We start from the raw sequence: 20,905 nt of genomic DNA, 5'->3' as shown, positions 1-20,905 counted from the left end.
GCGCTCCCCAACTCCTGTGCACGCCTGCCGCACCGTGCCCGACAGGCGGCAGGCGCATATCGGTCGGCCTTGATCCCATCACGCGGCGCGCGGCCCAGAAAGTGAGATCTTCACGTCGTACAGCCAGCCGTGGCGTTCGGCGATGCGGACGGCATCGACGCGCGATCCGGACTGTCGCTGACCGCCACGCTGCTGGTAGCGGCGCCGTTCTGCCAGGGGCCCTGCCTCACCGACGGGGCCCGCTGTTCTTCCTCCGCTCCCTCATTCTGGTGCCGACATAAGCGCCGGATCCGATGGAAGCCAGCGTCATCACAGCCTGACTCCGAAGGCCACCACCGAGCAGCAGGGCCAGAGCGCCTCCTACAGCCAGGACGCCTACGAAGATGAGCAGATCAGAAAGTTTCATCGTTCCTCTGTAGCCATCCGCGTTGCCTGCCGCGTGCGTGCTTGGGCGTGCTTGTCGGCTGCGCATGCTTGGGCGACCCCGCTGATCACGGCGCCGGCAACGATGTCATCGAACCGTGCGCTCCCCATCTCCTGTGCACGCCTGCCGCGCCACACCCGATGGGCGGCGGGCGCAGATTCGGTCGACTTTGAATCCCATCACGCGGTGCGGAGCCCGAGAAGTGAAATCTTCACGCACCTGCGGGAGAAGGGTCCGCGCTCACGTCGCGCTCATGCCGTCCGCTTCGTCGTGAACCGCCTTGCTGACATGCGGCTCGAAGACCTTGAGGACGGTCCAGCTGGCGCCGTCGTCGAGGATCTTCCAGGTGGCGGTGGGGCGGGCTTCCATCGTCACGGTCGCGGTGTCCCGGTCCGTCGTGATGGAGAGGTGGAACCTCACCGGGAGCCTCAGCGATTTCCTGCAGATGAGGGTGAGCTTGCCGTGGGTGAATTCCTGGACCTCGTCGATCTCGGGGGCCGGGAGCTGCTTGAGGGCGTGCAGCACACTGTCGGTGAGCTGGTAGGCGGTGGTGCCGGGACGTATCGGCACGCGGATCTCCGCGGTGCACGGCAAGGGCACGGCCTCGGCGGACAGCGTCAGGCCATGGCGCGAGACCGCGCGCGCGGCGTGCCACGTGTTCGTTGTGGGGAGCACGACGACCATGAAAGCGCTCAACACGAGGCATCCGAGCGTCCCCTGGAGCAGCCCGTCCGCCCAGGCGCTCGGATCTTCCCAGATCGTGACACCAGCCATGAAGGCGCCCAAGGAGACGCCCGGGATGACGATGGCCACGGCGGCACGGCGTACGGTCGCGAGCCAGTAGCTGAGCATGGGGTGGAGTTCCCGATTTCTGTGTGAGAGGTGAACCGCACAGGAGAGGTGGGATCCTACTTCTTGTCGAAGCCTGTGATACGGCCGCCGGGAGCAGGCGGGGCTGCTCCCCACCGCGCTACCACGGCCTACAGCCAGCCGTGGCGTTCGGCGATGCGGACGGCGTCGACGAGGGTGCGCGCATGGAGCTTGCTGACAGCGGACGAGAGCCGGTTGCGCACCGTGCCCACGCCCAGGAAGAGTTCGGCGGCGATCTCGCGGGCGTGCGCACCCGAGGACGCCAGCCGCAGCACTTCGGTCTCCCGCTCGGTCAGAGGGCTGACCTCGTCGGCCCGGTCGTCGCGCATCCGCGGGTCGATCACTCGCCCTCCCGCCGCAACCCGGCGAATCGCGTCCGCGGTCTCAGCGGGGGTCGCGCTCTTGAGAAGGTAACCGGAGGCTCCCGCGCCCAGGGCACGCCCCAGATGCCCGGGCCGGTCCAGCGCCGTGAGCATCACGATGCGGCAGTCAGGCAGTTGTTCGGCGAGCACGGCGGCGACGGCGATGCCGTCCATCACGGGGAGGTCGATGTCGAGGAGAATCACATCGGGCCGAAGCCGCTCGGCCTCGGCCAGTGCGGCCTCGCCGTCGGCGGCCTGGCCGACGACCTGTATCCCCAGCTCGCCCGAGAGCAGCGCCACCAGCCCGGACCGCACGACTGCGTGGTCCTCGACCACCAACACTCTGATCACCCGGTCCATTGTCCCTGACCAAGATCACAGCTACTGCCGCCGTGGAGGCGCCCAGGGCCGACGTGGCCGGCCCCACAGTTCTTCGCACCGGACTTGGGTAGGCCGCAGGGGCCGTGCTCAAGTCGCGCTCATGCCGCCCACTTCGTCGTAAACAGCCTTGCTGACATGCGGCTCGAAAGCCTTGAAGACGCTCCATCTGGCGGCGTCGTCAAGGAGTTTCCAGGTGGCCGTGGGGCAGGGCTTCGGCGTAGTCGGCGGGCGTCCGTTTCGTGACCACTTGCGGTGAAGGGAGCGCGAGCGGACGGTTCCTGTCTCATGTCCATTGCGTCTAGTGCTGTGGCCGGGAAGGTTTGCCGGGAAGCTCGCGGCGTCCGGTGCCGGGGGCACCTCCCACGCCGTTCAGGCGGTGGGGGAGCATCGCAAGGCGGAGCATTGCCCGCGTACTGGATGTACTCGGGTGATGCGACAACGCGGCGTGGGGGTACCCCCGGCCGAAGGCTGGGGGAGTGCCGTGCCGGGCGTCGCGAGCCGGTGAACCTTTCCGGTCACAGCACTAGGTGGCCTGCGTCTCCGCGCACCGTCGGGCGGAGCCAGCCGACGGTGCCGGGGGATGCCCCCTGCGTGGCTGAAGAGACAGGTGCAGATACGGACGACGCTCGTGCATGGGATGAGCGGCTGGGCTGGGCGTTCGGGCTGATAACGGATGATCCGGCTGCGAGGAGTGCGGCACGCGCTGACCGTCGTCCTCGACCTGACCGCGTGCGCGGTGGCGGACCGACAGCGCACCCCGCGCTATGGCGACCTGGCGCAACCTCGCGGTCGGCGCCCTGCGACTGAACGGCGCGAAGAACATCGCCTCCGGCCATCGCCGCAATGCGCGTGACGCCCGCCGACCCCTCACGCTCCTCGGCCTCGCCTGAGCACGAAGTGGACGTCACTCGACTACGCCGAAGCCCTGAGGGCTGTCGCAGAACAACTTCTGGCTTTGATCTTGGTCGGGCGGGCTGTCTCGCGAGGTCATCGAGTGGAACGGCGTTCGGCGTTCGTGAGTTGTTTTCCGACGGCTCCCTGGGCCGCTAAGGGGTCGACCGGGTCCGGCGCACGCGTTCTCGGCGTTCCCTCAGGCCGAGACGGAGAGGTAACGCCGCCTCAGATGGTCGGGGTGTTGTCAACAATCGGCCTGTGAATCTCAACGACCGGCTTCCACCCCGCGGAGAACTCGATGAAGTCCGCACGGGTGGGGTAGGTGTCGATCGCGCGACGGTCACGCTTGGGGCTGTCGCTCCCCTTGCGCCCCCGGGAAATCTGCTCCTCGAAGATGTCGACCTTCACGTCGGGAACCTCCTTGAGGCCCTGGCGCCAGATCTGCACGATGTCGGCGCCGAACGCCTGCCGGGCCGCAGCGTAAAGGGCCGTGAGGGCCCCCTTGTCCCCACCAGGGACGAAAAGTGCCAGGTCCAGCACGACACCGGCGGACTGGAGGACCTCGATGGTCACCGAGCCGTTCTCGTCGGCCAAGTAGATTCCGGCTTCATTCTCGTCGTCGGGAAGGCAGGAGACCTCTTCCTGGAATACGGTTCTCGCCGTGATCGAGCCGCCCTCGAAATTCTCACCGGACTTGGTCAGAAAAGCAGGGACATAGCAGTCGGGAAGCTTGAGTTCTGCCGTGTCGGCGGAAACGAAGAGCCTGTCCTTCACGCCGAGCTTCGTCACCTCTTCCAGCGAGAGGCGGCGAGCGGCGATCTTCTCCGTGTTCACGATTTCCCTTTCAGGTTGCACTGTCCCTCCGAACAAGGACGCTACCACGAAACCCTGAGGTCAACTGCCCAGTAATCTTTGGGTACATGACCTCCGATGACCTGCACGGGAGGATACCGAAGCGAGTGCCACTCGGCCGGGAACGCGCATCCGCCAGGTAGTGGCCCTCGTCATGGTGTTGGGGATCAACTGGCGGTTGCATTTTGGTGCGTTGGGTAGCGCGGAGGAACCAAAAGAGAGTTTGCGGTAGATATCACCCATATCGCCTTCGGGGAGGTGGCGGCGAGGTAAGGCGATCCATTCGTCGTGCATCTCGAAGAGCGCAGCGGAAACCAACCGGATGGTCCGACAACGCAACAACGGAGACCCCACCGGCAGCATCTGGATGGAGCGCGAACCGGAAGTCGCGTACTACCGCGCTCTCTTCGGTCAGGACTTCGGCGTAGTCGGCTGACGCCCGATTGCTGACGCCTCGTCATGTTGGGCGGGGTTCGGTACACAGCAGGCACGGACGTCCGCGATCATGGAGTTCTCTACGCTCTGTGACCTTGGACTGCCCGTGCCTGCCGACGCATCATCTCTGATCCCTGCCTTGAACAGCTCAGACCGCATCCGGAAGTGTCCGGGAGCGATCTTCCGGATCTGCTGGAACGCCTCGCGCAGGTCCCGGACCCGCGGGATCCGCAGGGAGTACGGCACCCTCTCGTGACGCTCCTGGCACTGACGGCCTGCGCGGTCCTCGCCGGAGCGCGATCCCTGCTCGCGGTGAGTGAGTGGGTGGCCCGTCGACGGCACCGTGTCCGTCGACTTGACCGGCCGGTCGAGCAGGTCGTACTCGGTTGTGGTCCTGCCGCCGTCGGCGTCGGTGTAGGCGATCTGGCGGCCGAGCTTGTCGTACGCCTTGTCCACGGCCCGCACCTGCAGCGTGTGGGTGCCGTCCTTCGGCGGGGCGATGCTGATCGCCTTGTTCGCGCTGGAGCCGCTCGTGGTCACCTTGGTCCAGGTGACGCCGTCCAGCGACCATTCCAGCCAGTTGTGGTCACCGCCGGCGGGCGGGGTGACCATGAACGTGCCGGCCTGGCCGGTGCCCTTGACCCACTTGTCCGACGGGTAGTCCGTGGAGACGATCGGCCGTTGCCGACCTGGGCATTGGTGGCGAAGTACCCCTGGACGCCGACTTCCTCGTCCTCGCAGAGGGGATGTCCGCAGGCCTTGGCGGCTGTCTGCTGTATCTCCTCGCGGTTGACCGCCACCGCTTGGCCGGTATTGGCGACCACTACCGCCGTCTCCGCCGCAAGCACCATGGCCGTCAGGACGGCTATCCGGGGCAGCAGCCGTCTGCGTCTCTGCGAGGCGACGGCCGACCCCTCCCACTCGCCGGTCGGGCGTGTTCGTTCTGACACGTTCAGTCATCCTTTGTTGGTGTGAACATGACCCAGGTGTGATCAAAACAGGGATGCCGTGACCACCTCCGGGATAGGGGTGCACGCCTCGCTGCCGCCGCGCCTCGAACTGGACGACGCGGTGACGAAGTGCCTGCGGTCGGTGCTCCACGAGGCGGTGGGCAATCTGCTGGAACACAGCCGTGCCACGTTCTGCGAGATCGAGCTCCACGCCGACCCGGACGACATCCGTCTGACCGTCCGCAACGACGGTGCCCCCACCGGCCCGCCCCCACCCTCCACGGCGCCCGGCCGCGGCACGGGCCTGGCCGGCCTCAGAGGCCGAGTCATCGCCCTCGGCGGAACCCTGCACGTCACCACGAAGGACCGGACCTTCTCCGTGACAGCCACCCTGCCCCTGTTCTGACACCACCACGGCCCTCGGCGGCAGGAGCCCCGTCAGCCGAAAGCGACAGGGCCCTGCCCACGCAACGGGAAAGGCCCCGCCGCTCGAAAGCGACGGGGCCTTGCCCACATGGGTGAAGGAGGCTCGGGAGCCTCCCGATCGTGGAGATGGCGGGAATCGAACCCGCGTCCAACGGTGCAGAATCAGGGCTTCTCCGTGTGCAGTCCGCTTCGCTTTTCTCAGCCCCGGAGATCACGCGGACAAGTCTCCGACGGGCTCAGTCACTGTTTGGTTTCCCTCTTCACCCCGTGACCGGGATCAAGGTTTAGTCCCCTAGCTGATGCCAGGATCCGGGTCGGGAACAGCCCCGGGCTGACACTCCCTTAGTAGGAGGCTCGCTCTGCTACCTGAGATCAGGCAGCGAGGGCGAAGGCCTGCTGGGAGGAATCGCGCTTGGTGTTGGCGATTATTTTTTCGGCCTGTGGTTTACGAGATCATGGCCGCTTCCTCGACACGCTTCCCCTGCTTCGACAGCCGCTGTCGAAACCGATCATCCCCATGTTGTTTTTTCAAAACCCCTCCGGAGAGGAGATCCGCACCGGCCTCGCGGTGCTGGGTCCATCGTACGTGACCAACGCAGGTCCGTGCCAGCGCATTCCCCGCGTCCCGGGCCTGCCGCTACGCCCGCTGCTTGCGCCGCGCCGCCGCCACCGCGCGGTCCGTCTCGCGGCGGTCCTGCTTCTCGCGGAGCGTCTGTCGCTTGTCGTACTCCTTCTTGCCCTTCGCCAGCGCGATCTCGACCTTGGCCCGGCCGTCCTTGAAGTACAGCGCGAGGGGCACGATCGTGTGACCCGTCTCCTGGGACTTCGACTCCAGCTTGTCGATCTCCTCCCGGTGCAGCAGCAGCTTCCGCTTGCGGCGGGCGCTGTGGTTGGTCCAGGTGCCCTGGCTGTACTCGGGCACGTGCACGTTGTGCAGCCACGCCTCGTGCCCGTCGAGCTGCACGAACCCGTCGACCAGCGACGCCCGCCCCTGACGCAGCGACTTCACCTCGGTCCCCATCAGCACCAGACCGGCCTCGTAGGTGTCGATGATGAGGTAGTCGTGCCGCGCCTTCTTGTTCTGCGCGATCAGCTTGCGCCCTTTTTCCTTAGCCATAGTGCCCCCCATTTTCGCACTACGGAGGGGGTGTGCGGGAAACGTATTAAAGGGCGTGCCCGGCCGGGCTAGGACGCCTCGCCCAGACCCGTCAGAACCGTCTGCGCGCGCCGCAGCGCGTCCTGCCCGGCGTCCAGGTCCGGGGTGATGCCGTGGCCGTCCACCGCGTGCCCGCCAGGGGTGCGGTAGTGCCCGACCGTGAGCTCGGCGACCGAGCCGTCGGGCAGCCTGCTCGGCATCTGCACCGAGCCCTTGCCGAAGGTGCGGGAGCCCACGACGACCGCGCGGCCGCGGTCCTGGAGGGCGCCGGTGAGCAGTTCGGCCGCGCTCATCGTGCCGCCGTCGACGAGTACGACCAGAGGCCGGGTGGTGTCCCCGCCGGAGCCGGCGTGCAGGGCGCGCTGGTCGCCGTCGACGTCGTACGTGGCGACCAGGCCGCCGTCGAGGAAGGCGGAGGCGGTGGTGACGGCCTCGGTGACCAGGCCGCCGGAGTTGCCGCGCAGGTCGAGGACGATCCCGTCGGCGGCCGGGGAGCGGCGTACGGCGGTGCGGACCGTGTCGCCCACGCCCTTCGAGAACGCGGCGATCTTGATGACGGTCACGCCGCCCGCCGAGCGCCGTACCGTGACCGGGTCCGTCGACAGACGGGCCCGGCGGAGCGTCCGGGTCCACACGCGCTTGCCGCGTTGCAGGCCCAGGGTGACGGCGGTGCCGGCGGGCGCGTCGTCGGCGTCGCCCCGCAGCAGCGCGACCACGTCGGTCACCGGCAGCCCGTCGGTCCGCTCGCCGTCGACGCTGCGCAGCCGGTCGCCCCGGCGGATGCCGGCGGCCGCCGCGGGCGAGCCCGCCCGGACCTTCGCCACCTCGACCCAGCCGTCCCGGCGGCGCCGCGTCGACAGTCCGACGCCGGTGTACTGGCCGTCCAGGGACTCCTGGAACTCCTCGTACTCGCCCCGGGAGTAGACGGCTCCCCAGCGGTCGCCGCTGCGGCTGACGGCACGTGCGGCGGCCTGCATGGGGGACTCGCCGACGGCCATGGCCTCGGCCGCCGCCCGGGTCACTTCCTCGGGCCGGCCTACGGGCACGGCCGAACCAGCCTCGCCCGCCTGGAACTTGCGGTCGTCGTGGCCGGGCAGGGAGCCCGTCGCCGCGCCCGCCACCAGCACGCTCGCGAAGACCAATGTCAGGGCGGCCCCGGCGCGGCCGCGGCGGGGCTGACGGAACAGGTCACGGCCCGACATGGCGGAGAGTCTAGGACAACGCCCCGAGGCCGTACGGTTGCTCGACCGTACGACCTCTTTGGCGTGCGTCACACCTTCAGGTACTTGCGCAGCGCGAAGAACGCGGCCAACGCCGGCATCAGCACACTTGTCGCGAGGATGAGCGGCAGCTTCGTCAGCACCGCGTCCCAGCCGATGAAGTTGATCAGATTCAGCTTCTCCGACAGGGCGAGACCGTGGTCGATGATGAAGTACCGCGCGGTCACCAGGAATCCGCAGGCGACCCCGCCGCCGATCAGCCCGGCGACCGCCGCCTCCATGATGAACGGCGCCTGGATGTAGAAGCCGGAGGCGCCCACCAGGCGCATGATCCCGGTCTCACGCCTGCGGCTGAAGGCCGAGACGCGCACGGTGTTGACGATCAGCATCAGCGCGACGACCAGCATCAGCGACATCACCGCGCGCGCGGCCCAGTTCATGCCGTTCAGCAGCCCGAAGAGGTTGTCCAGGATGCCCTTCTGGTCCTGCACGGACTGCACCCCGTCACGCCCGTTGAAGGCGCTCGCGATGACCTTGTACTGCTCGGGGTTCTTCAGCTTGATCCGGTACGACTCCTGCATCTGGTCCGGCGTGATGGTGCTGGCCAGCGGGGTGTCGCCGAACTGCTCCTTGTAGTGCTTGTACGCCTCGTCCTGGGACTCGTAGGTGACCTTCTGCACCACCGACATCTTGTTCAGGTCGGTGAGGATCGTCTTCTTCTGGTCCTCGGTGACCGCGCCCTTGGCGCAGTTGGGGTCGCTCTGGGCGTTGCTCTTGTTGCAGAGGTAGATCGAGACGTTGATCTTGTCGTACCAGTAGCCCTTCATGTTGTTGACCTGGTCGCTCATCAGGAGCGACCCGCCGAACAGGGCGAGCGACAGGGCGACGGAGACGACGACGGCGAAGGTCATCGTCAGATTGCGACGGAGACCGACACCGATCTCCGACAGGACGAACTGGGCGCGCATGGCGTCTGGTCAAGCCTTTCCGTCGTGGACTGGTCAGTGCTGGTAGCCGTAGACGCCGCGCGCCTGGTCGCGGACGAGACGGCCCTTCTCCAGCTCGATGACGCGCTTGCGCATCTGGTCCACGATGTTCTGGTCGTGGGTCGCCATCACCACGGTGGTGCCCGTCCGGTTGATGCGGTCGAGCAGCTTCATGATGCCGACGGAGGTCTGCGGGTCGAGGTTGCCGGTGGGCTCGTCGCAGATGAGCAGCTTGGGCCGGTTGACGAAGGCGCGGGCGATGGCGACGCGCTGCTGCTCACCGCCGGACAGCTCGCCGGGCCTGCGGTCCTCCTTGCCGCCGAGCCCGACGAGGTCGAGCACCTGCGGCACGGACTTGCGGATCTCGCCCTTGGACTTGCCGATGACCTCCTGAGCGAAGGCGACGTTCTCGGCGACCGTCTTGTTGGGCAGGAGGCGGAAGTCCTGGAAGACCGTGCCCAGCTGGCGGCGGATCTGCGGGACCTTCCAGTTGGAGACGCGCGCGAGGTCCTTGCCCAGGATGTGCACCTGGCCGTGGCTGCACCGCTCCTCGCGGAGGATCAGCCGCAGGAAGGTGGACTTTCCGGAGCCGGAGGACCCCACGAGGAACACGAACTCGCCCTTCTCCACCTCCAGGGAGACATCCCTGAGGGCCGGGCGGGTCTGCTTGGGGTAGACCTTGGAGACATTGTCGAATCGGATCACGGATGCACCACGGATCGCCGGGGGTAGATGAGCGTGACCTTACGCGAACCGGGTACGGGCGCGCAGTCGCCGATCAGGGTTACGTGTGGGTTGTGTGTTTTTGTACGGGGCATATTCTCGCGGAGTTGGTACAAGGCCCGTGCTTGCGGAGCGACCCGCGCGCCGTCCCGGCGAACCTGGCATGGTGGGGAGGGAACGTTCACGCGCGCGTGGGCGTTGACAGAGTGGAACCGGTGCAAGGAGGGCGAGCGGATGACGTACGACCGGCTGGTGTGCGCGAACTGCGCGGCGCCCGTGAGCGAGGGCCGGTGCCCCGTGTGCCGGGCGAACCGCGAGCGGCTGCAGCAGGAGAACTTCTTCGCGGGGCTGAACCCCACGGCGCTGATCGCGCTGCTGGTGGTGCTGATCGCCGCGGTGGCGCTGCTGGCCCACCAGACGGTGTAGGACGCGCGCCGAGGACGACGTGAAGGGGCCCGGAGCTTGCCGCTCCGGGCCCCTGGTCATTCACTCACACGTACGTCCCGTACCGGATGCCGCATACGGTGCGTACGCCGGTCGCCACGCTCAGGCAGCGGCGCCGCCACGGCCCTCCATCAGACGCGGCAGGAACCGGAAGCCGATGCCGCCGGCGATCATCGTGGCCGCGCCGACCAGCAGGAACGTGGTCTCCGCGGCACCGGTCTCGGCGAGCTCCTGGCCGTTGCCCTGCGCGGACGGGTTGCTGTCCGAGCCGGTCTCGGTCAGGGCCGAGGAGCCCTGCTCCTGCGGGACGGTGTTGTTGCCGCCGCCGTTGGGGGTGGTGCCGCCGGTGGAACCGCCGTTGCCGCCGGAGCCGCCGCCGTTGTTGCCGCCACCGTTTTCGTTACCGCCGTTGCCGTTGTTGCCGCCGGTGTTGCCACCGGAGCCGCCGCCGTTGTCACCGGAGCCGCCGCCGTTGTTGCCGCCGCCGTTGTCACCGGTGCCGCCGCCGTTGTTGCCGCCGCCGTTGTCACCGGTGCCGCCGTCGCCGTTACCGCCACCGTTGTCACCGGTGCCGCCGTCGCCATTGCCGCCACCGTTGTCACCGGTGCCGCCGTCGCCGTTACCGCCACCGTTGTCACCGGTACCGCCGTCGCCGCCGGTGCCGCCACCGTTTTCGTTACCGCCGTTGCCGCATTCCGGGCCGGTGCCGATGTCGCAGGGGTCGCCCGGGTCCCCTTCGCCCGGTTCGCCCTCGCCCGCCAGCGACACGTTCGCCTTGATGCCGGTGCCGCCGACGCCGGCACTGACACCGAGGTCGAGGGCCGAGGCCGCGCCCGCGGCGGTCAGCGAGGCGCCGGCGGCGATCACGGCACCGGCCGCGATGCGCGCGACACGAACCCGCGTCTTCTTCGTCATATGGTTGCTACCCCCAGTAGCTGAATCGTCTTCGAGCGGCGCGCGGGGCCGTGATCAACGGGGGTAGTTGGCGCAGTGCGAATCCCCCCGGTTCACATGCGCCCCAGAAATGCGCATGCCACGTTTCACCTTTGCCGCTTTTTGAAGGACCGTCAAGGTCGTTGCGGGCGCGATGTCCAACTGTGCGCTGTTTGCGCGTGGTTGAAGTATGTGAGCGTGACGTAAAACCCGGACATCGGGCAATAGAAAAGGCAACTGCCGCTGGAAGAGCGGCAGTTGCCTTGTCGACAAAGAGTCTGCTTGCGGTGTCCCGGGCTGCTACTTGCCCTGTTCCTGCTGCTTGCGCCAGCGAATTCCGGCCTCCAGGAACCCGTCGATCTCGCCGTTGAACACGGCCTCGGGGTTGCCGACCTCGTGCTCGGTGCGCAGGTCCTTGACCATCTGGTACGGGTGCAGGACGTAGGAGCGCATCTGGTTGCCCCAGGAGTTGCCGCCGTCGCCCTTGAGGGCGTCCATCTTGGCCTGCTCCTCCTGGCGGCGCCGCTCGAGCAGCTTCGCCTGGAGGACGTTCATGGCCGTGGCCTTGTTCTGGATCTGCGAGCGCTCGTTCTGGCAGGAGACCACGATGCCGGTCGGGATGTGCGTGAGGCGGACCGCGGAGTCCGTCGTGTTCACACCCTGGCCGCCGGGGCCGGAGGAGCGGTAGACGTCGACACGCAGCTCGGACTCGTCGATGTCGATGTGGTCGGTCTGCTCGACGACGGGCAGGATCTCGACACCGGCGAAGGAGGTCTGCCGGCGCCCCTGGTTGTCGAAGGGCGAGATGCGCACCAGGCGGTGGGTGCCCTGCTCGACGGAGAGGGTGCCGTAGGCGTAGGGCACCTGCACGGCGAAGGTGGTCGACTTGATGCCGGCCTCTTCGGCGTACGACGTCTCGTAGATCTCGGTCTTGTAGCCGTGCTGCTCGGCCCAGCGCAGGTACATGCGCTGGAGCCGCTCGGCGAAGTCGGCGGCGTCGACGCCACCGGCCTCGGCCCGGATGTTCACGAGCGCCTCGCGGGAGTCGTACTCACCGGAGAGCAGCGTCCGGACCTCCATCTCGTCCAACGCCTTCTTGACGTCGACGAGCTCGGCCTCGGCCTCGTTTCGGGTGTCCGGGTCGTCCTCGGCCTCGGCGAGCTCGAAGAGCACACCGAGATCGTCGATCCTGCCGCGCAGGGCCTCCGCCTTCCTGACCTCCGCCTGGAGGTGGGAGAGCCGGCTGGTGATCTTCTGCGCCTCGTCGGGGTTGTCCCACAGAGAGGGCGCGGCCGCCTGCTCCTCGAGCACGGCGATGTCTGCCCTCATCTTGTCGAGGTCCAGAACGGCCTCGATCGACTCCATGGTCGAGGAGAGGGACTTCAGCTCTTCGGATACATCGACGACTGCCACGCATCCAGCGTAACGGCTCCGCCAAGCGACAAACGCCGCACACCCCCGCCCGCTGGGGCCACCCCGGCCCCTCAGGCCCCACTACTACCGGGCGCCCCGACCCTCAGGGCCCACCACAACCGGCGCTCCCCTCCTCCGGAACCCACCGCTGCCGGGCGCCTCCGCCCACTGGAACCCGCCATAGCCGGGCGCCTCCGCCCACTGGAACCCACCGCAACCGGACGCCCCGCCCTCGGACCGATCACTGCCGGGCACACCCGCCCGCCGGGACCCGCCACAACCTGGCGCCTCGCGCTCTGGCGCACCACAACCGGGCAGCCCGCCTTCTGGCACACCACAACCAGGCGCCCCGCCCTCCAAGACCCACCACTGCCGGACACCCCGCCCACTGGGACCCGCCATAACCGGGCGCCTCGCCCTCTGGCCGACCGCAACCAGGCGCCCCGCCCTCCAGGACCCACCACTGCCGGACACCCCCGCCCACTGGGACCCGCCATAACCGGGCACCCCGCCCTCTGGCCGACCGCAACCAGGCGCCCCGCCTTCCAGGACTCACCACCGCCGGGCACACCGGCCCCCGGCCCGTCACCGCCGGGCACACCCGCCTCCGGCCCGTCACCGCCAGGTACACCCGCCACCCACACACGGCCAGCTGCCGCTGGGCGCCCCGCCCCGCGGCCTGTTGTTCCGGGCGCCCCCGTTCTCCACTGGTCACCCGTGCCGGGCGCACCCGCGCCCGGCACCCCACGCCCTCCGGACCCACCCATCCCCACGGCGCACCCCTCCCGATCCCCTCCTCACCCACCGAGACGGGCGGGTGGGTGGGAAACCGGGGGCGCAGGGGGCGAAGCCCCCGCCGGGGTCTGGGGCGGAGCCCCACGGACGGAACCCACCCACCGAGACGGGCGGGCGGGCGAAGCGGGGCGCAGCCCCGAACCCGGGTCCGGGACACAAGTCCCGGAAACCGAAATCAACGCGTCACGGAGACGCCGACTGCCCAGGCGCCCCCGGCGCCACATCCGTCCCGTCCCCCGACGACGCCCACCACACCCCCGCCCCGAGCACCCCCGCGACGACCACCCCCGCGACTCCCAGCGTCACCCGCCGCCGCCGCGCCGCGGCCCGGTGACGCGCGGCGGAACCGGGCCGCGGCGCACCCGCCGCCCGCGGCACCCGCGCCGTCCCCCGCGCACCCCCCGCCAGCTCGTCCGGCGCGGGCACCCGCATCGACGTGTGCGTGTCCCGATTGGAGTCCGGCTTCGCCCCGGGCACCAACGGGACCGCTCCCCGTCGCCGTACCCGCTCCACGGCCCCGCCCGCGGCCCCGCCCCCGGCCGGATCCGCCGACCTGTCGGACGACGACTCCTCGCCCGCCTCCTGCGAAGGCTCCGCACCCGGCTCGTCCACATCCAGCGCCGGCATCCCCGCGAGCATCGGCTGGAGCTCCCTGAGCCGGGCACCCAGTTCCGAGGCCCGCAGCCGCGACGCCGGCGCCTTGGCCAGGCACTGCACGATCAGCCGCCACAGCTCGTCCGGGATGCCCGGCAGCGGCGCCACCGTCTCCGTGACGTGCCGGCGCAGCACCGCGCCCGGATGCCCGCCGCCGAACGGCGTGAAGCCCGCCAGCAGCTCGTACAGGACCGTGGCGAGCGCGTAGATGTCCACGGCGGCCCGCGGGGGGAGCCCCTCCACGATCTCCGGCGCGAGATAGTCCGGCGTCCCGATGATCTTCGTCGCCCGGGTCCGCTTGGGAGAGTCGATGAGTTTGGCCACACCGAAGTCGGTCAGCAGCGCCGGGTGCGCACCACCGGGGCCGAGCGGCCCCTCCATGTCCAGCAGCACGTTCTCCGGCTTGACGTCCCGGTGCACGACCCCGGCCGCGTGCGCCGCGGCAAGCCCGTCCGCCACATCGGCCACGATCGCCACGGCCGCCTCGGGCGCCAGCCGTCGCTCCCGCTCCAGCCGGGTGCGCAGGTCCGTACCGCGGACCAGGTCCATGACGAGGGCCAGGTCGTTGCCGTCGACCACCAGGTCCCGTACGGAGACCACGTTCGGGTGCTCGAGGCCCAGCAGCGCGGTCCGCTCCTGTACGAAGCGGCCCACGAGTTCCTGGTCGGACGCGAGGTCCTCGCGCAGCAGCTTGACGGCAACGGGGCCGTCGGGTCCTTCGCCGAACCACACCGTGCCGGCGCTGCCCCGCCCCAGGATCTGGTTGGCGGTGTACCGGCTACCGATCTTCCGTGCCAAGACTGCTCCTACAGACGCGTGTTGCCGACAAAGCTACGCGTCCGGCGAGCCAACCCTCACCACAGAGCCGGAATTCACCCGCCGACTGTCGACAAATCCCCAGACCCGCGCCTAGTTGCCACTGCCGCTGCCGTCGCCGCCCAGGTTCTTGACCCAGTCGCTCACCGCGCCGGCCCAGGAGCTCAGCTGCTCCCAGTAGCCCTTGCCGGTCCCGATCCAGTCCTGCAACGGCGTCAGTTCCCAGACGAGCCAGCCGGCGACCACCAGGATGATGATCGTGAACAGGCAGCCCTTGAGGCAGCCGAGACCGGGGATCTTCATCGGGTTCGCGCTGCGCTGCCGCGGCGGCCTCGGCTCGCGCACCGGCCGCCGGGGCTCCGGCTGGGCGGGCGGCGCGTACCGCTGGGGCTGGGGCTGGGGCGCGTACCGCTGCGGCTGTTGCTGCTGATAGCCGCGACCGGGCTGCGCCTGCTGACGCTGCGGCTGCTGCTGGGGCCGGGCGACCTGCCGCTGGGGGCGGCGGCGCAGCGGGTCCTCGCTGGGGTCCAGGTACTGGACCTGCGTCTGCTCGTTGCGGTCGCGGGCGGCGCGCAGCTGGTTCTGCCAGGGGTGCGGCTGCTCGGGCTGCTGGTCCCCGTACGGCCCGCCGCCGGCGCCGTTCATGTCGCCCGGCGCCCCCTGCGGCATCGGCGGCATCAGCCGCGTGGAGTCGCCGCCGTGAGCGGGCAGCACGGTGGTCGGATCGGCCGTGCCGGACGCGCCACCCGTGTGCGGCAGGAAGCTGGTCGCGGCGTTCGGGTCGTACGAGGCCGCGCCCTGCGGCAGCACCTGCGTGGGGTCGGCGGCGCCGGGCACGTCGGGGGCGGGCACGGTCGCGGGCGCCGGGTCGGGCGCCAGCAGCGCCCCCACGGCCTCCGCGGCGGCGATCTGCGCGGGGCTCGCGTGCACGCCCACGCCGTCGGCGACGACGCGCAGCCCCCGGGCGAGGTTCTCGGCGCTGGGCCGTCCGTCGGGGTTCTTGCTCAGGCAGCGTTCGATGACCGTCCACAGCGGTTCGGGGACGGTGGACGGGCGGCGCGGTTCGGCGCTCAGATGCTGGTGCAGGACCTCCAGGGCCGATCCGCCGGAGAACGGCGGACGGCCGGTGACCAGCTCGTACAGCAGGATTCCGGCGCCGTAGACGTCGACCGCGGAGGTCTGCGGGCGGCCCTCGGCGGACTCGGGCGCGACGTACGCGGGCGTGCCGACGAACTCGTGGGTGCGGGTGAGTCCGGGCGAATCGGCCAGACGGGCGATGCCGAAGTCGGTCAGCATCGGGTGCATCTGCCCGCCGTCCTGCCTCAGCAGGACGTTGGCCGGCTTCAGGTCGCGGTGCACGACCCCGTCGGCGTGGCTCGCGGCGAGCGCGTCGGCGATCTGCGCGGTGAGCAGAGCGGCGGCCACGGGTGTGAAGGGGCCGTTCTCACGCAGGTAGCGGTGCAGGTCGGGGCCGTCGACGAGGTCCATGACCAGCGCCAGCAGATCACCCTCGACCACCAGGTCGCGCACCCGCACGATGTTCGGGTGGGTCAGCCGGAGCAGGACGGACCGCTCCCGCAGGAACCGCATCACGATGTCGGAGTCGTTCGCCAGCTCCTCCTTGAGGACCTTGATGGCGACGGTCTCACCGGGCTGCCCGGGCACGGCTGCCTCCGCGCCCGCCGCCTCCCTCTGGCGGGCTCGCCAGACGGTCCCGGTGGCACCGCGTCCGAGCGGCTCCTCCAGGAGGTACTTGCTGCCTACCGGCCGCACGTCATGCGCTCCCTGTTGCTTGCTTGCCTGAACCCGCGCTTCTGGGGCGTCCCGCGGGTGCTGCGACCCGCCGCGCGGGTGTTCCGACCCACTTTAGTGCCGCCCTCCGCGGTGCCGGGCGGTCGAGCTGCCGCGCCCGGTGCCGCCGCCCGCGCCCGCGCCGGCTCCTTCCACAGCGACGTACGCACGGGGCCCCGTACATGTTCGACGGAAAGACGCTCGGCTCGGGTCGGTTGGTTGCCCGGTACGGACATGAACGATCCCAAGCAGGCATCGAGCGGACATTCGCCGGGCATCGGCCGGGAACTTTTGCGGGCAGAGCCGACCAATCAAGATCACTTGCCGGTGGGCGACGGGCGCGGTGTCAGTGGTAGGTGCGAGGATGCCTCCACAACTGGCCGACGTGCTCGTGCGGTGGTGGGGGAAAGTCCGCGGTGGGGGACCGCGGGGCGGTTTCGCCCCACGCCGGTCGCGGGCGCCCGCGCAGAAGGGACCGCTGACGGCGATGCAGATCCGGCTGACCGTCGTAGATCCGCTGGGCCCGCCCTCCCCCACGGTCCCGGCCTCGCAGGAGCCGGGCGGCCACCCACCGGCGCGAGGCCGCGCCGCGAGCTGCGACGTGCTGGTCACGGCGCCCGCCGGCACCGCTCTGGCCGCGGTGGCGGCGGCACTGGCCGCGGCGGTCTCCGGCGAGGGGACGTCGGCGTCGGAGCGGGGCGGCCGGGAGCGGGGCGCGTCCGGCGGCCGGGAGCCGGGCGCGGGCCCCGTGGTGCTGTACGCGGGCTCGGAGCGGCTGGACGCCCAGCGCTGCACGCTCGGCGAGCCCCCGCTGCTCGACGGCGCGGTGCTGTCCCTGGGCTCCCCCGCCGACCCCGAGCCCCACCCCGAGCTCGACGACGCCCCGACCCAGCTGCACGTGGTCGCGGGGCCGGACGCGGGCGGGGTGCACCTGCTGCACGGCGGGCAGATCACGGTGGGCCGTTCCGCCGACGCCGACGTGCCGCTGGACGACCCCGACGTCTCGCGCGTGCACTGCGCGGTGACGGTCGCCCCCGACGGCGGCGTCTCGGTCGCCGACCTGGGCTCCACCAACGGCACGGTGCTGGGCGGCAGGCCCGTCGGGTCCCGCCCGGTCCGTTTCGCCCTCGGGGCGCTGCTGCGCATCGGCGAGTCGGCCCTGCGCCTGACACCGGCCGCGGGACGGGACGCCCGCGTACGGACGACACCCGACGGGGAGGGCCATGTGCGGCTCCCCTCCGGGGGCGCGCCCGCACCGGACACCACCACCGCACACGAGACCACCGCACACGAGCGCGTACGGGACGGCGTGGGCGACGGCGACGGCAGCGGCGCGCACGGGGAGGCCACGCGCGCGTACGGCGATGCCACCGGCCCGACCGTGGCCCACCGGGGAACATGCGCACCGCACTCGCCGGGAACCGGGGCGCCGGGAACCGTCGAGCCCCCCGCGGTCCCCGCGCAGGCCGGCGCGCCCCGGATCGAGAGCGGCGAGGACACCCACAACGCGCAGGCGCAGCCGCCCGTGCCCTTCGCCATCACGGCCGACGGCGGCACCGGCGTGCCGCAGGTCCTGCGACGGCGCGGCGGGCTCGGGGCGTGGGCGCGGCGGCTGACCGGCGGGCGCGGCGAGCAGGCGGCCGACCGGCGTGGGACGTACGACGGCACGGGGGCGGACCTGCGCGCGCAGGACGCGCCCGCGTGGCGCACGACGCCGCAGCAGCCGGAGACCTGGCCGGACCCGGCGGCACTGCTGCTCGCGGCCCTGGGTCCGGGACCGCGGCTGTGGGAGCGCGGGGCGGGCCACCCCGAGGCGCTCACCGTACGGCTCGGCACGGCCGACCGGCCGGCCCCCGACGGCTCGGGGCTGCTGCCCGCGGTCCCGGTCACCGCCGACCTGCGCGAGGTGGGGGCACTGGGCCTGGCCGGACCGCGCGCCCGCCTGTCGGGACTGGCCCGCGCGGTGCTCGCCCAGCTCGCCGCGGCGCACTCCCCGGACACGCTCGAGATCGTGCTGCTCAGCGCCGACCGCGCCCGCCCGGTGGAGGAGCGCACCGCCGAGTGGTCCTGGCTCGGCTGGCTGCCGCACGTCCGCCCGGCCCACGGCCAGGACTGCCGCCTCCTGCTCGCCTACGACCGCGAGCAGGCAGCGGCCCGCACGGACGAACTCCTCCGGCGCGTCGAGGACCACACCGCGGACCGACCGGGCGGCGACCCAGCTTCCGGGACGGACCCCACGGCCGGCGACCACCGGGCGCAGGACGCGCCCGCCGGCGCCCGGCGGCCCTCCTGGGCGCGGGACGACGATCCGGCGGACGAGCGGGGCTTCGCGGGGCCGTACACGGTGGTGGTCGTGGACGGCGACCCGGGCGGCCCGGCGGTCCGCGAGGCGGTGGCACGCCTGGCGCACGAGGGTCCCCGGGCCGGGATACACGTGGTGTGTCTCGCCGAGACGACGCCCGCCTCACCCGCGTCCCCGGTGACGGACACCTACGAGGCGGCGTGCGCGGTGTCACCGGCGTTCGGTGAGTGCGGAGCCGTCGCCCTGCTCAGCGGCGACGTGGCGACGGCGCTGCGCCTGATGCGCGTCGCGGGACACCCGGCCGCGGCCCAGCCGGACAGCGGACCCGAGCGGATCCGGCGGCACCCGGACGACCCCCTCCGCGCACCGCGCGCCGAGGCACCCGCCGGGACCCCGGCGGCACGGGCCCCGCACCGCACCCCCATACCCCCTGGCACCGTCGCCGTCGTCGACGCGGTGTCCCTCGCCTGGGCCGAGCGTTTCGCGCGGGCCCTGGCGCCCCTGCGGACGGACGGGTCCGGAGCGGGCCGGCCGGCCCGGGTGTCGGCGCCGCTGCCCCTGTCGGCGCGGTTGCTGGACGAGCTGGGGCTGGCCCGGGCCACCCCGGCCTCGCTCCAGGCCCGCTGGGCGGACGCGGCCGACGACACGGTGGCCCTGGGCGGGCGGGCCTGGGCGATACTGGGCGCCGGTCCGCGCGGACCGGTCTGCGCCGACCTCGTGGCCGAAGGACCGCACCTGTTGGTCGAGGGACCGGCGGGCAGCGGCCGTACGGAACTGCTGCGATCCGTCGTCGCCTCGCTCGCCGCCGCCGAGCGGCCCGACCGCCTCGGCATCGTGCTGGTGGACGGCCGGGACGGCACCGGCGCGGGCGGCGGGCACGGCGACGGCCTGCGGGTCTGCACGGACGTGCCGCACGTGACCACCCACCTCACCGCCAACGACCCCGTCCGCATGCGGGAGTTCGCCCAGTCGCTGAGTGCCGAGCTGAAACGCCGGGCCGAACTGGTGGGGCTGACGGACTTCACCGAGTGGCACACCCGGCGCGAGGTCTCCGGCCGCATCGTCCCCCAACGCGCACCGCAGTCGCACGGCACGCCCGGCCCCGCCCCGACCTACGCGGCTCCGACCGGCGCGGGCGCGGCCGGCTCGGGCGCCGCCCGCGCCCCGCAGCGAGCAACGGCGACCCGCGGCACGTTCGAGCCGGGACGCACCCCCACCGGCCCCACCGGCGCGGGCCCGGCCCACACGGCACCGACCGGCGCAAGGACGACCGGCGCGGGCACGCCCGGCCCGGACCCGGCCCGCGCCGCCCAGCGCACCGCGACCGCCCACGGCGCATTCGCCCCGGGGCACACCGCAACGGGCGCCGCCGGCAACGCCGGTGACACGGGGGATCTCGACAGCCCGCCCAGTTCGACCATGCGGCTGCGGCCCGCCTCCGCCCGCCGGCAGGCGGAGGCCGCACCACCGCTGCCCCGCCTGGTGGTGGTCGTCGACGACCTGGACGCCCTGGTCTCGCCCTCGCTCGGTTCGCCCGGCCGGCCCTCGGCCGGGTCGGTGATCCGCGCGCTGGAGGCGGTGGCCCGGGAGGGCGAGCGGCTCGGCGTGCACCTGGTGGCGGCCACCACGCCCGGCGGCCGTACGGCGCAGACCGAACCGGCGCGCCGGGCCGCGCTGCGGGTCACACTGGACGCACCGGCCCCGGGGCCGGACGAGCCGGCGCCCGGACGCGGCCGGCTGGCCTGCGCGGACGGCCGGGTGACGGCGTTCCAGGGCGGCCGCGTCACGGGCCGCATCCCCCGCACCGCGACCCAGCGCCCCACGGTCGTCCCCCTGGAGTGGCACCGCATGGGCGACCCGCCCACCCGGCGCTCGGTACGGGAGTTGGGCAACGGGCCGACGGATCTCGCCCTGCTGGCAAGCGCGTTGGAGCGCGCCGCGCGGGAGGTGTCGGCGGCCCGCGTTCCCTCGTTGCTGTAATCAGGTCCCGCTGCCTGCCGTTGCCGCAGTCCGCCCCCGCTGCCGTGATCAGGATCTGACCCGGAGTCACGACGTGGTCACGATCGCCCGGTTGACAC

15 protein-coding genes, 1 other RNA gene and 2 pseudogenes are annotated in these 20,905 nt (G+C 71.4%); 5 read left to right on the top strand and 13 right to left on the bottom strand.

Going from position 1 to position 20,905, the window contains the following annotated elements; genetic code table 11:
* Positions 1 to 664 precede the first annotated feature (664 nt).
* Positions 665 to 1,276, bottom strand: a complete 612-nt coding sequence (locus TNCT6_RS19095) for a hypothetical protein (protein ID WP_141360509.1) — start codon at positions 1,274 to 1,276, stop codon at positions 665 to 667.
* A 128-nt stretch (positions 1,277 to 1,404) separates the two neighbouring features.
* Positions 1,405 to 2,016 (bottom strand): response regulator transcription factor, encoded by a 612-nt coding sequence (locus TNCT6_RS19090; RefSeq protein ID WP_141360508.1) that lies wholly within the window; start codon positions 2,014 to 2,016, stop codon positions 1,405 to 1,407.
* Between the two features lie 785 nt (positions 2,017 to 2,801).
* Between TNCT6_RS19090 and TNCT6_RS41705 the strand changes: the two genes are divergently transcribed.
* A complete protein-coding gene (locus TNCT6_RS41705; RefSeq protein WP_301184395.1) occupies positions 2,802 to 2,927 on the top strand; it encodes a hypothetical protein in 126 nt (41 codons plus the stop codon).
* Positions 2,928 to 3,156: 229 nt separating this feature from the next.
* Here TNCT6_RS41705 and TNCT6_RS19080 read toward each other — a convergent pair whose 3' ends face one another.
* The gene (locus tag TNCT6_RS19080) at positions 3,157 to 3,765 is read right to left on the bottom strand and encodes a hypothetical protein (RefSeq protein ID WP_141360506.1); all 609 of its coding nucleotides are present in this window, start codon (positions 3,763 to 3,765) and stop codon (positions 3,157 to 3,159) included.
* 618 nt (positions 3,766 to 4,383) lie between these two features.
* On the opposite strand from TNCT6_RS19080, the pseudogene TNCT6_RS41915 reads away from it, so the two are divergent.
* Positions 4,384 to 4,515, top strand: a pseudogene (locus TNCT6_RS41915) (transposase family protein); the annotation flags it as partial.
* Positions 4,516 to 4,572: 57 nt separating this feature from the next.
* Here TNCT6_RS41915 and TNCT6_RS19070 read toward each other — a convergent pair.
* A pseudogene (locus TNCT6_RS19070) lies at positions 4,573 to 4,896 on the bottom strand (hypothetical protein); the annotation flags it as partial.
* Between the two features lie 330 nt (positions 4,897 to 5,226).
* Here TNCT6_RS19070 and TNCT6_RS19065 point away from each other — a divergent pair.
* Positions 5,227 to 5,574 (top strand): sensor histidine kinase, encoded by a 348-nt coding sequence (locus tag TNCT6_RS19065; RefSeq protein ID WP_141360504.1) that lies wholly within the window; start codon positions 5,227 to 5,229, stop codon positions 5,572 to 5,574.
* Between the two features lie 138 nt (positions 5,575 to 5,712).
* Here TNCT6_RS19065 and ssrA read toward each other — a convergent pair.
* From ssrA to ftsE, 5 genes are all read right to left on the bottom strand, one after another.
* Positions 5,713 to 6,111, bottom strand: a transfer-messenger RNA (tmRNA) gene (gene ssrA / locus TNCT6_RS19060).
* A 120-nt stretch (positions 6,112 to 6,231) separates the two neighbouring features.
* Positions 6,232 to 6,711, bottom strand: a complete 480-nt coding sequence (gene smpB, locus TNCT6_RS19055; protein WP_141360503.1) for an SsrA-binding protein SmpB — start codon at positions 6,709 to 6,711, stop codon at positions 6,232 to 6,234.
* A gap of 68 nt (positions 6,712 to 6,779) precedes the next feature.
* Entirely contained in the window at positions 6,780 to 7,952 is a 1,173-nt protein-coding gene (locus TNCT6_RS19050) for a S41 family peptidase (protein WP_141360502.1), read from the bottom strand.
* A gap of 68 nt (positions 7,953 to 8,020) precedes the next feature.
* A complete protein-coding gene (gene ftsX / locus TNCT6_RS19045) occupies positions 8,021 to 8,938 on the bottom strand; it encodes a permease-like cell division protein FtsX (protein ID WP_141360501.1) in 918 nt (305 codons plus the stop codon).
* Between the two features lie 33 nt (positions 8,939 to 8,971).
* Positions 8,972 to 9,661: a cell division ATP-binding protein FtsE gene (gene ftsE, locus TNCT6_RS19040; RefSeq protein WP_141360500.1), complete on the bottom strand. Its 690-nt coding sequence runs from the start codon at positions 9,659 to 9,661 to the stop codon at positions 8,972 to 8,974.
* A gap of 252 nt (positions 9,662 to 9,913) precedes the next feature.
* Here ftsE and TNCT6_RS19035 point away from each other — a divergent pair, with 252 nt between their 5' ends.
* A complete protein-coding gene (locus TNCT6_RS19035; protein ID WP_141360499.1) occupies positions 9,914 to 10,105 on the top strand; it encodes a hypothetical protein in 192 nt (63 codons plus the stop codon).
* A gap of 120 nt (positions 10,106 to 10,225) precedes the next feature.
* Here the strand turns inward: TNCT6_RS19035 and TNCT6_RS19030 are convergent, their stop codons facing one another.
* The 4 genes from TNCT6_RS19030 to TNCT6_RS19015 form a co-directional block, all read right to left on the bottom strand.
* Positions 10,226 to 11,038 (bottom strand): hypothetical protein, encoded by an 813-nt coding sequence (locus TNCT6_RS19030; protein ID WP_141360498.1) that lies wholly within the window; start codon positions 11,036 to 11,038, stop codon positions 10,226 to 10,228.
* Positions 11,039 to 11,356: 318 nt separating this feature from the next.
* Positions 11,357 to 12,469 carry a peptide chain release factor 2 gene (prfB, locus tag TNCT6_RS19025; protein WP_141360497.1) on the bottom strand — a complete coding sequence of 371 codons (1,113 nt, stop codon included), beginning with the start codon at positions 12,467 to 12,469 and terminating at the stop codon, positions 11,357 to 11,359.
* 978 nt (positions 12,470 to 13,447) lie between these two features.
* On the bottom strand, positions 13,448 to 14,716 hold the full coding sequence (locus TNCT6_RS19020) for a serine/threonine-protein kinase (protein WP_141360496.1): 1,269 nt from the start codon (positions 14,714 to 14,716) through the stop codon (positions 13,448 to 13,450).
* Positions 14,717 to 14,827: 111 nt separating this feature from the next.
* Complete coding sequence (locus tag TNCT6_RS19015; RefSeq protein WP_141360495.1) at positions 14,828 to 16,507, bottom strand: serine/threonine-protein kinase; 1,680 nt, start codon at positions 16,505 to 16,507, stop codon at positions 14,828 to 14,830.
* Positions 16,508 to 17,012: 505 nt separating this feature from the next.
* Between TNCT6_RS19015 and TNCT6_RS19010 the strand changes: the two genes are divergently transcribed.
* A complete protein-coding gene (locus tag TNCT6_RS19010; RefSeq protein WP_141366587.1) occupies positions 17,013 to 20,807 on the top strand; it encodes an FHA domain-containing protein in 3,795 nt (1,264 codons plus the stop codon).
* Positions 20,808 to 20,905: the final 98 nt, after the last annotated feature.

The organism is Streptomyces sp. 6-11-2 (assembly GCF_006540305.1).
GTDB lineage: Bacteria > Actinomycetota > Actinomycetes > Streptomycetales > Streptomycetaceae > Streptomyces.
Note: the sequence above shows the minus strand (reverse complement) of the source record. Positions and strands in the feature narration are given on the sequence as shown.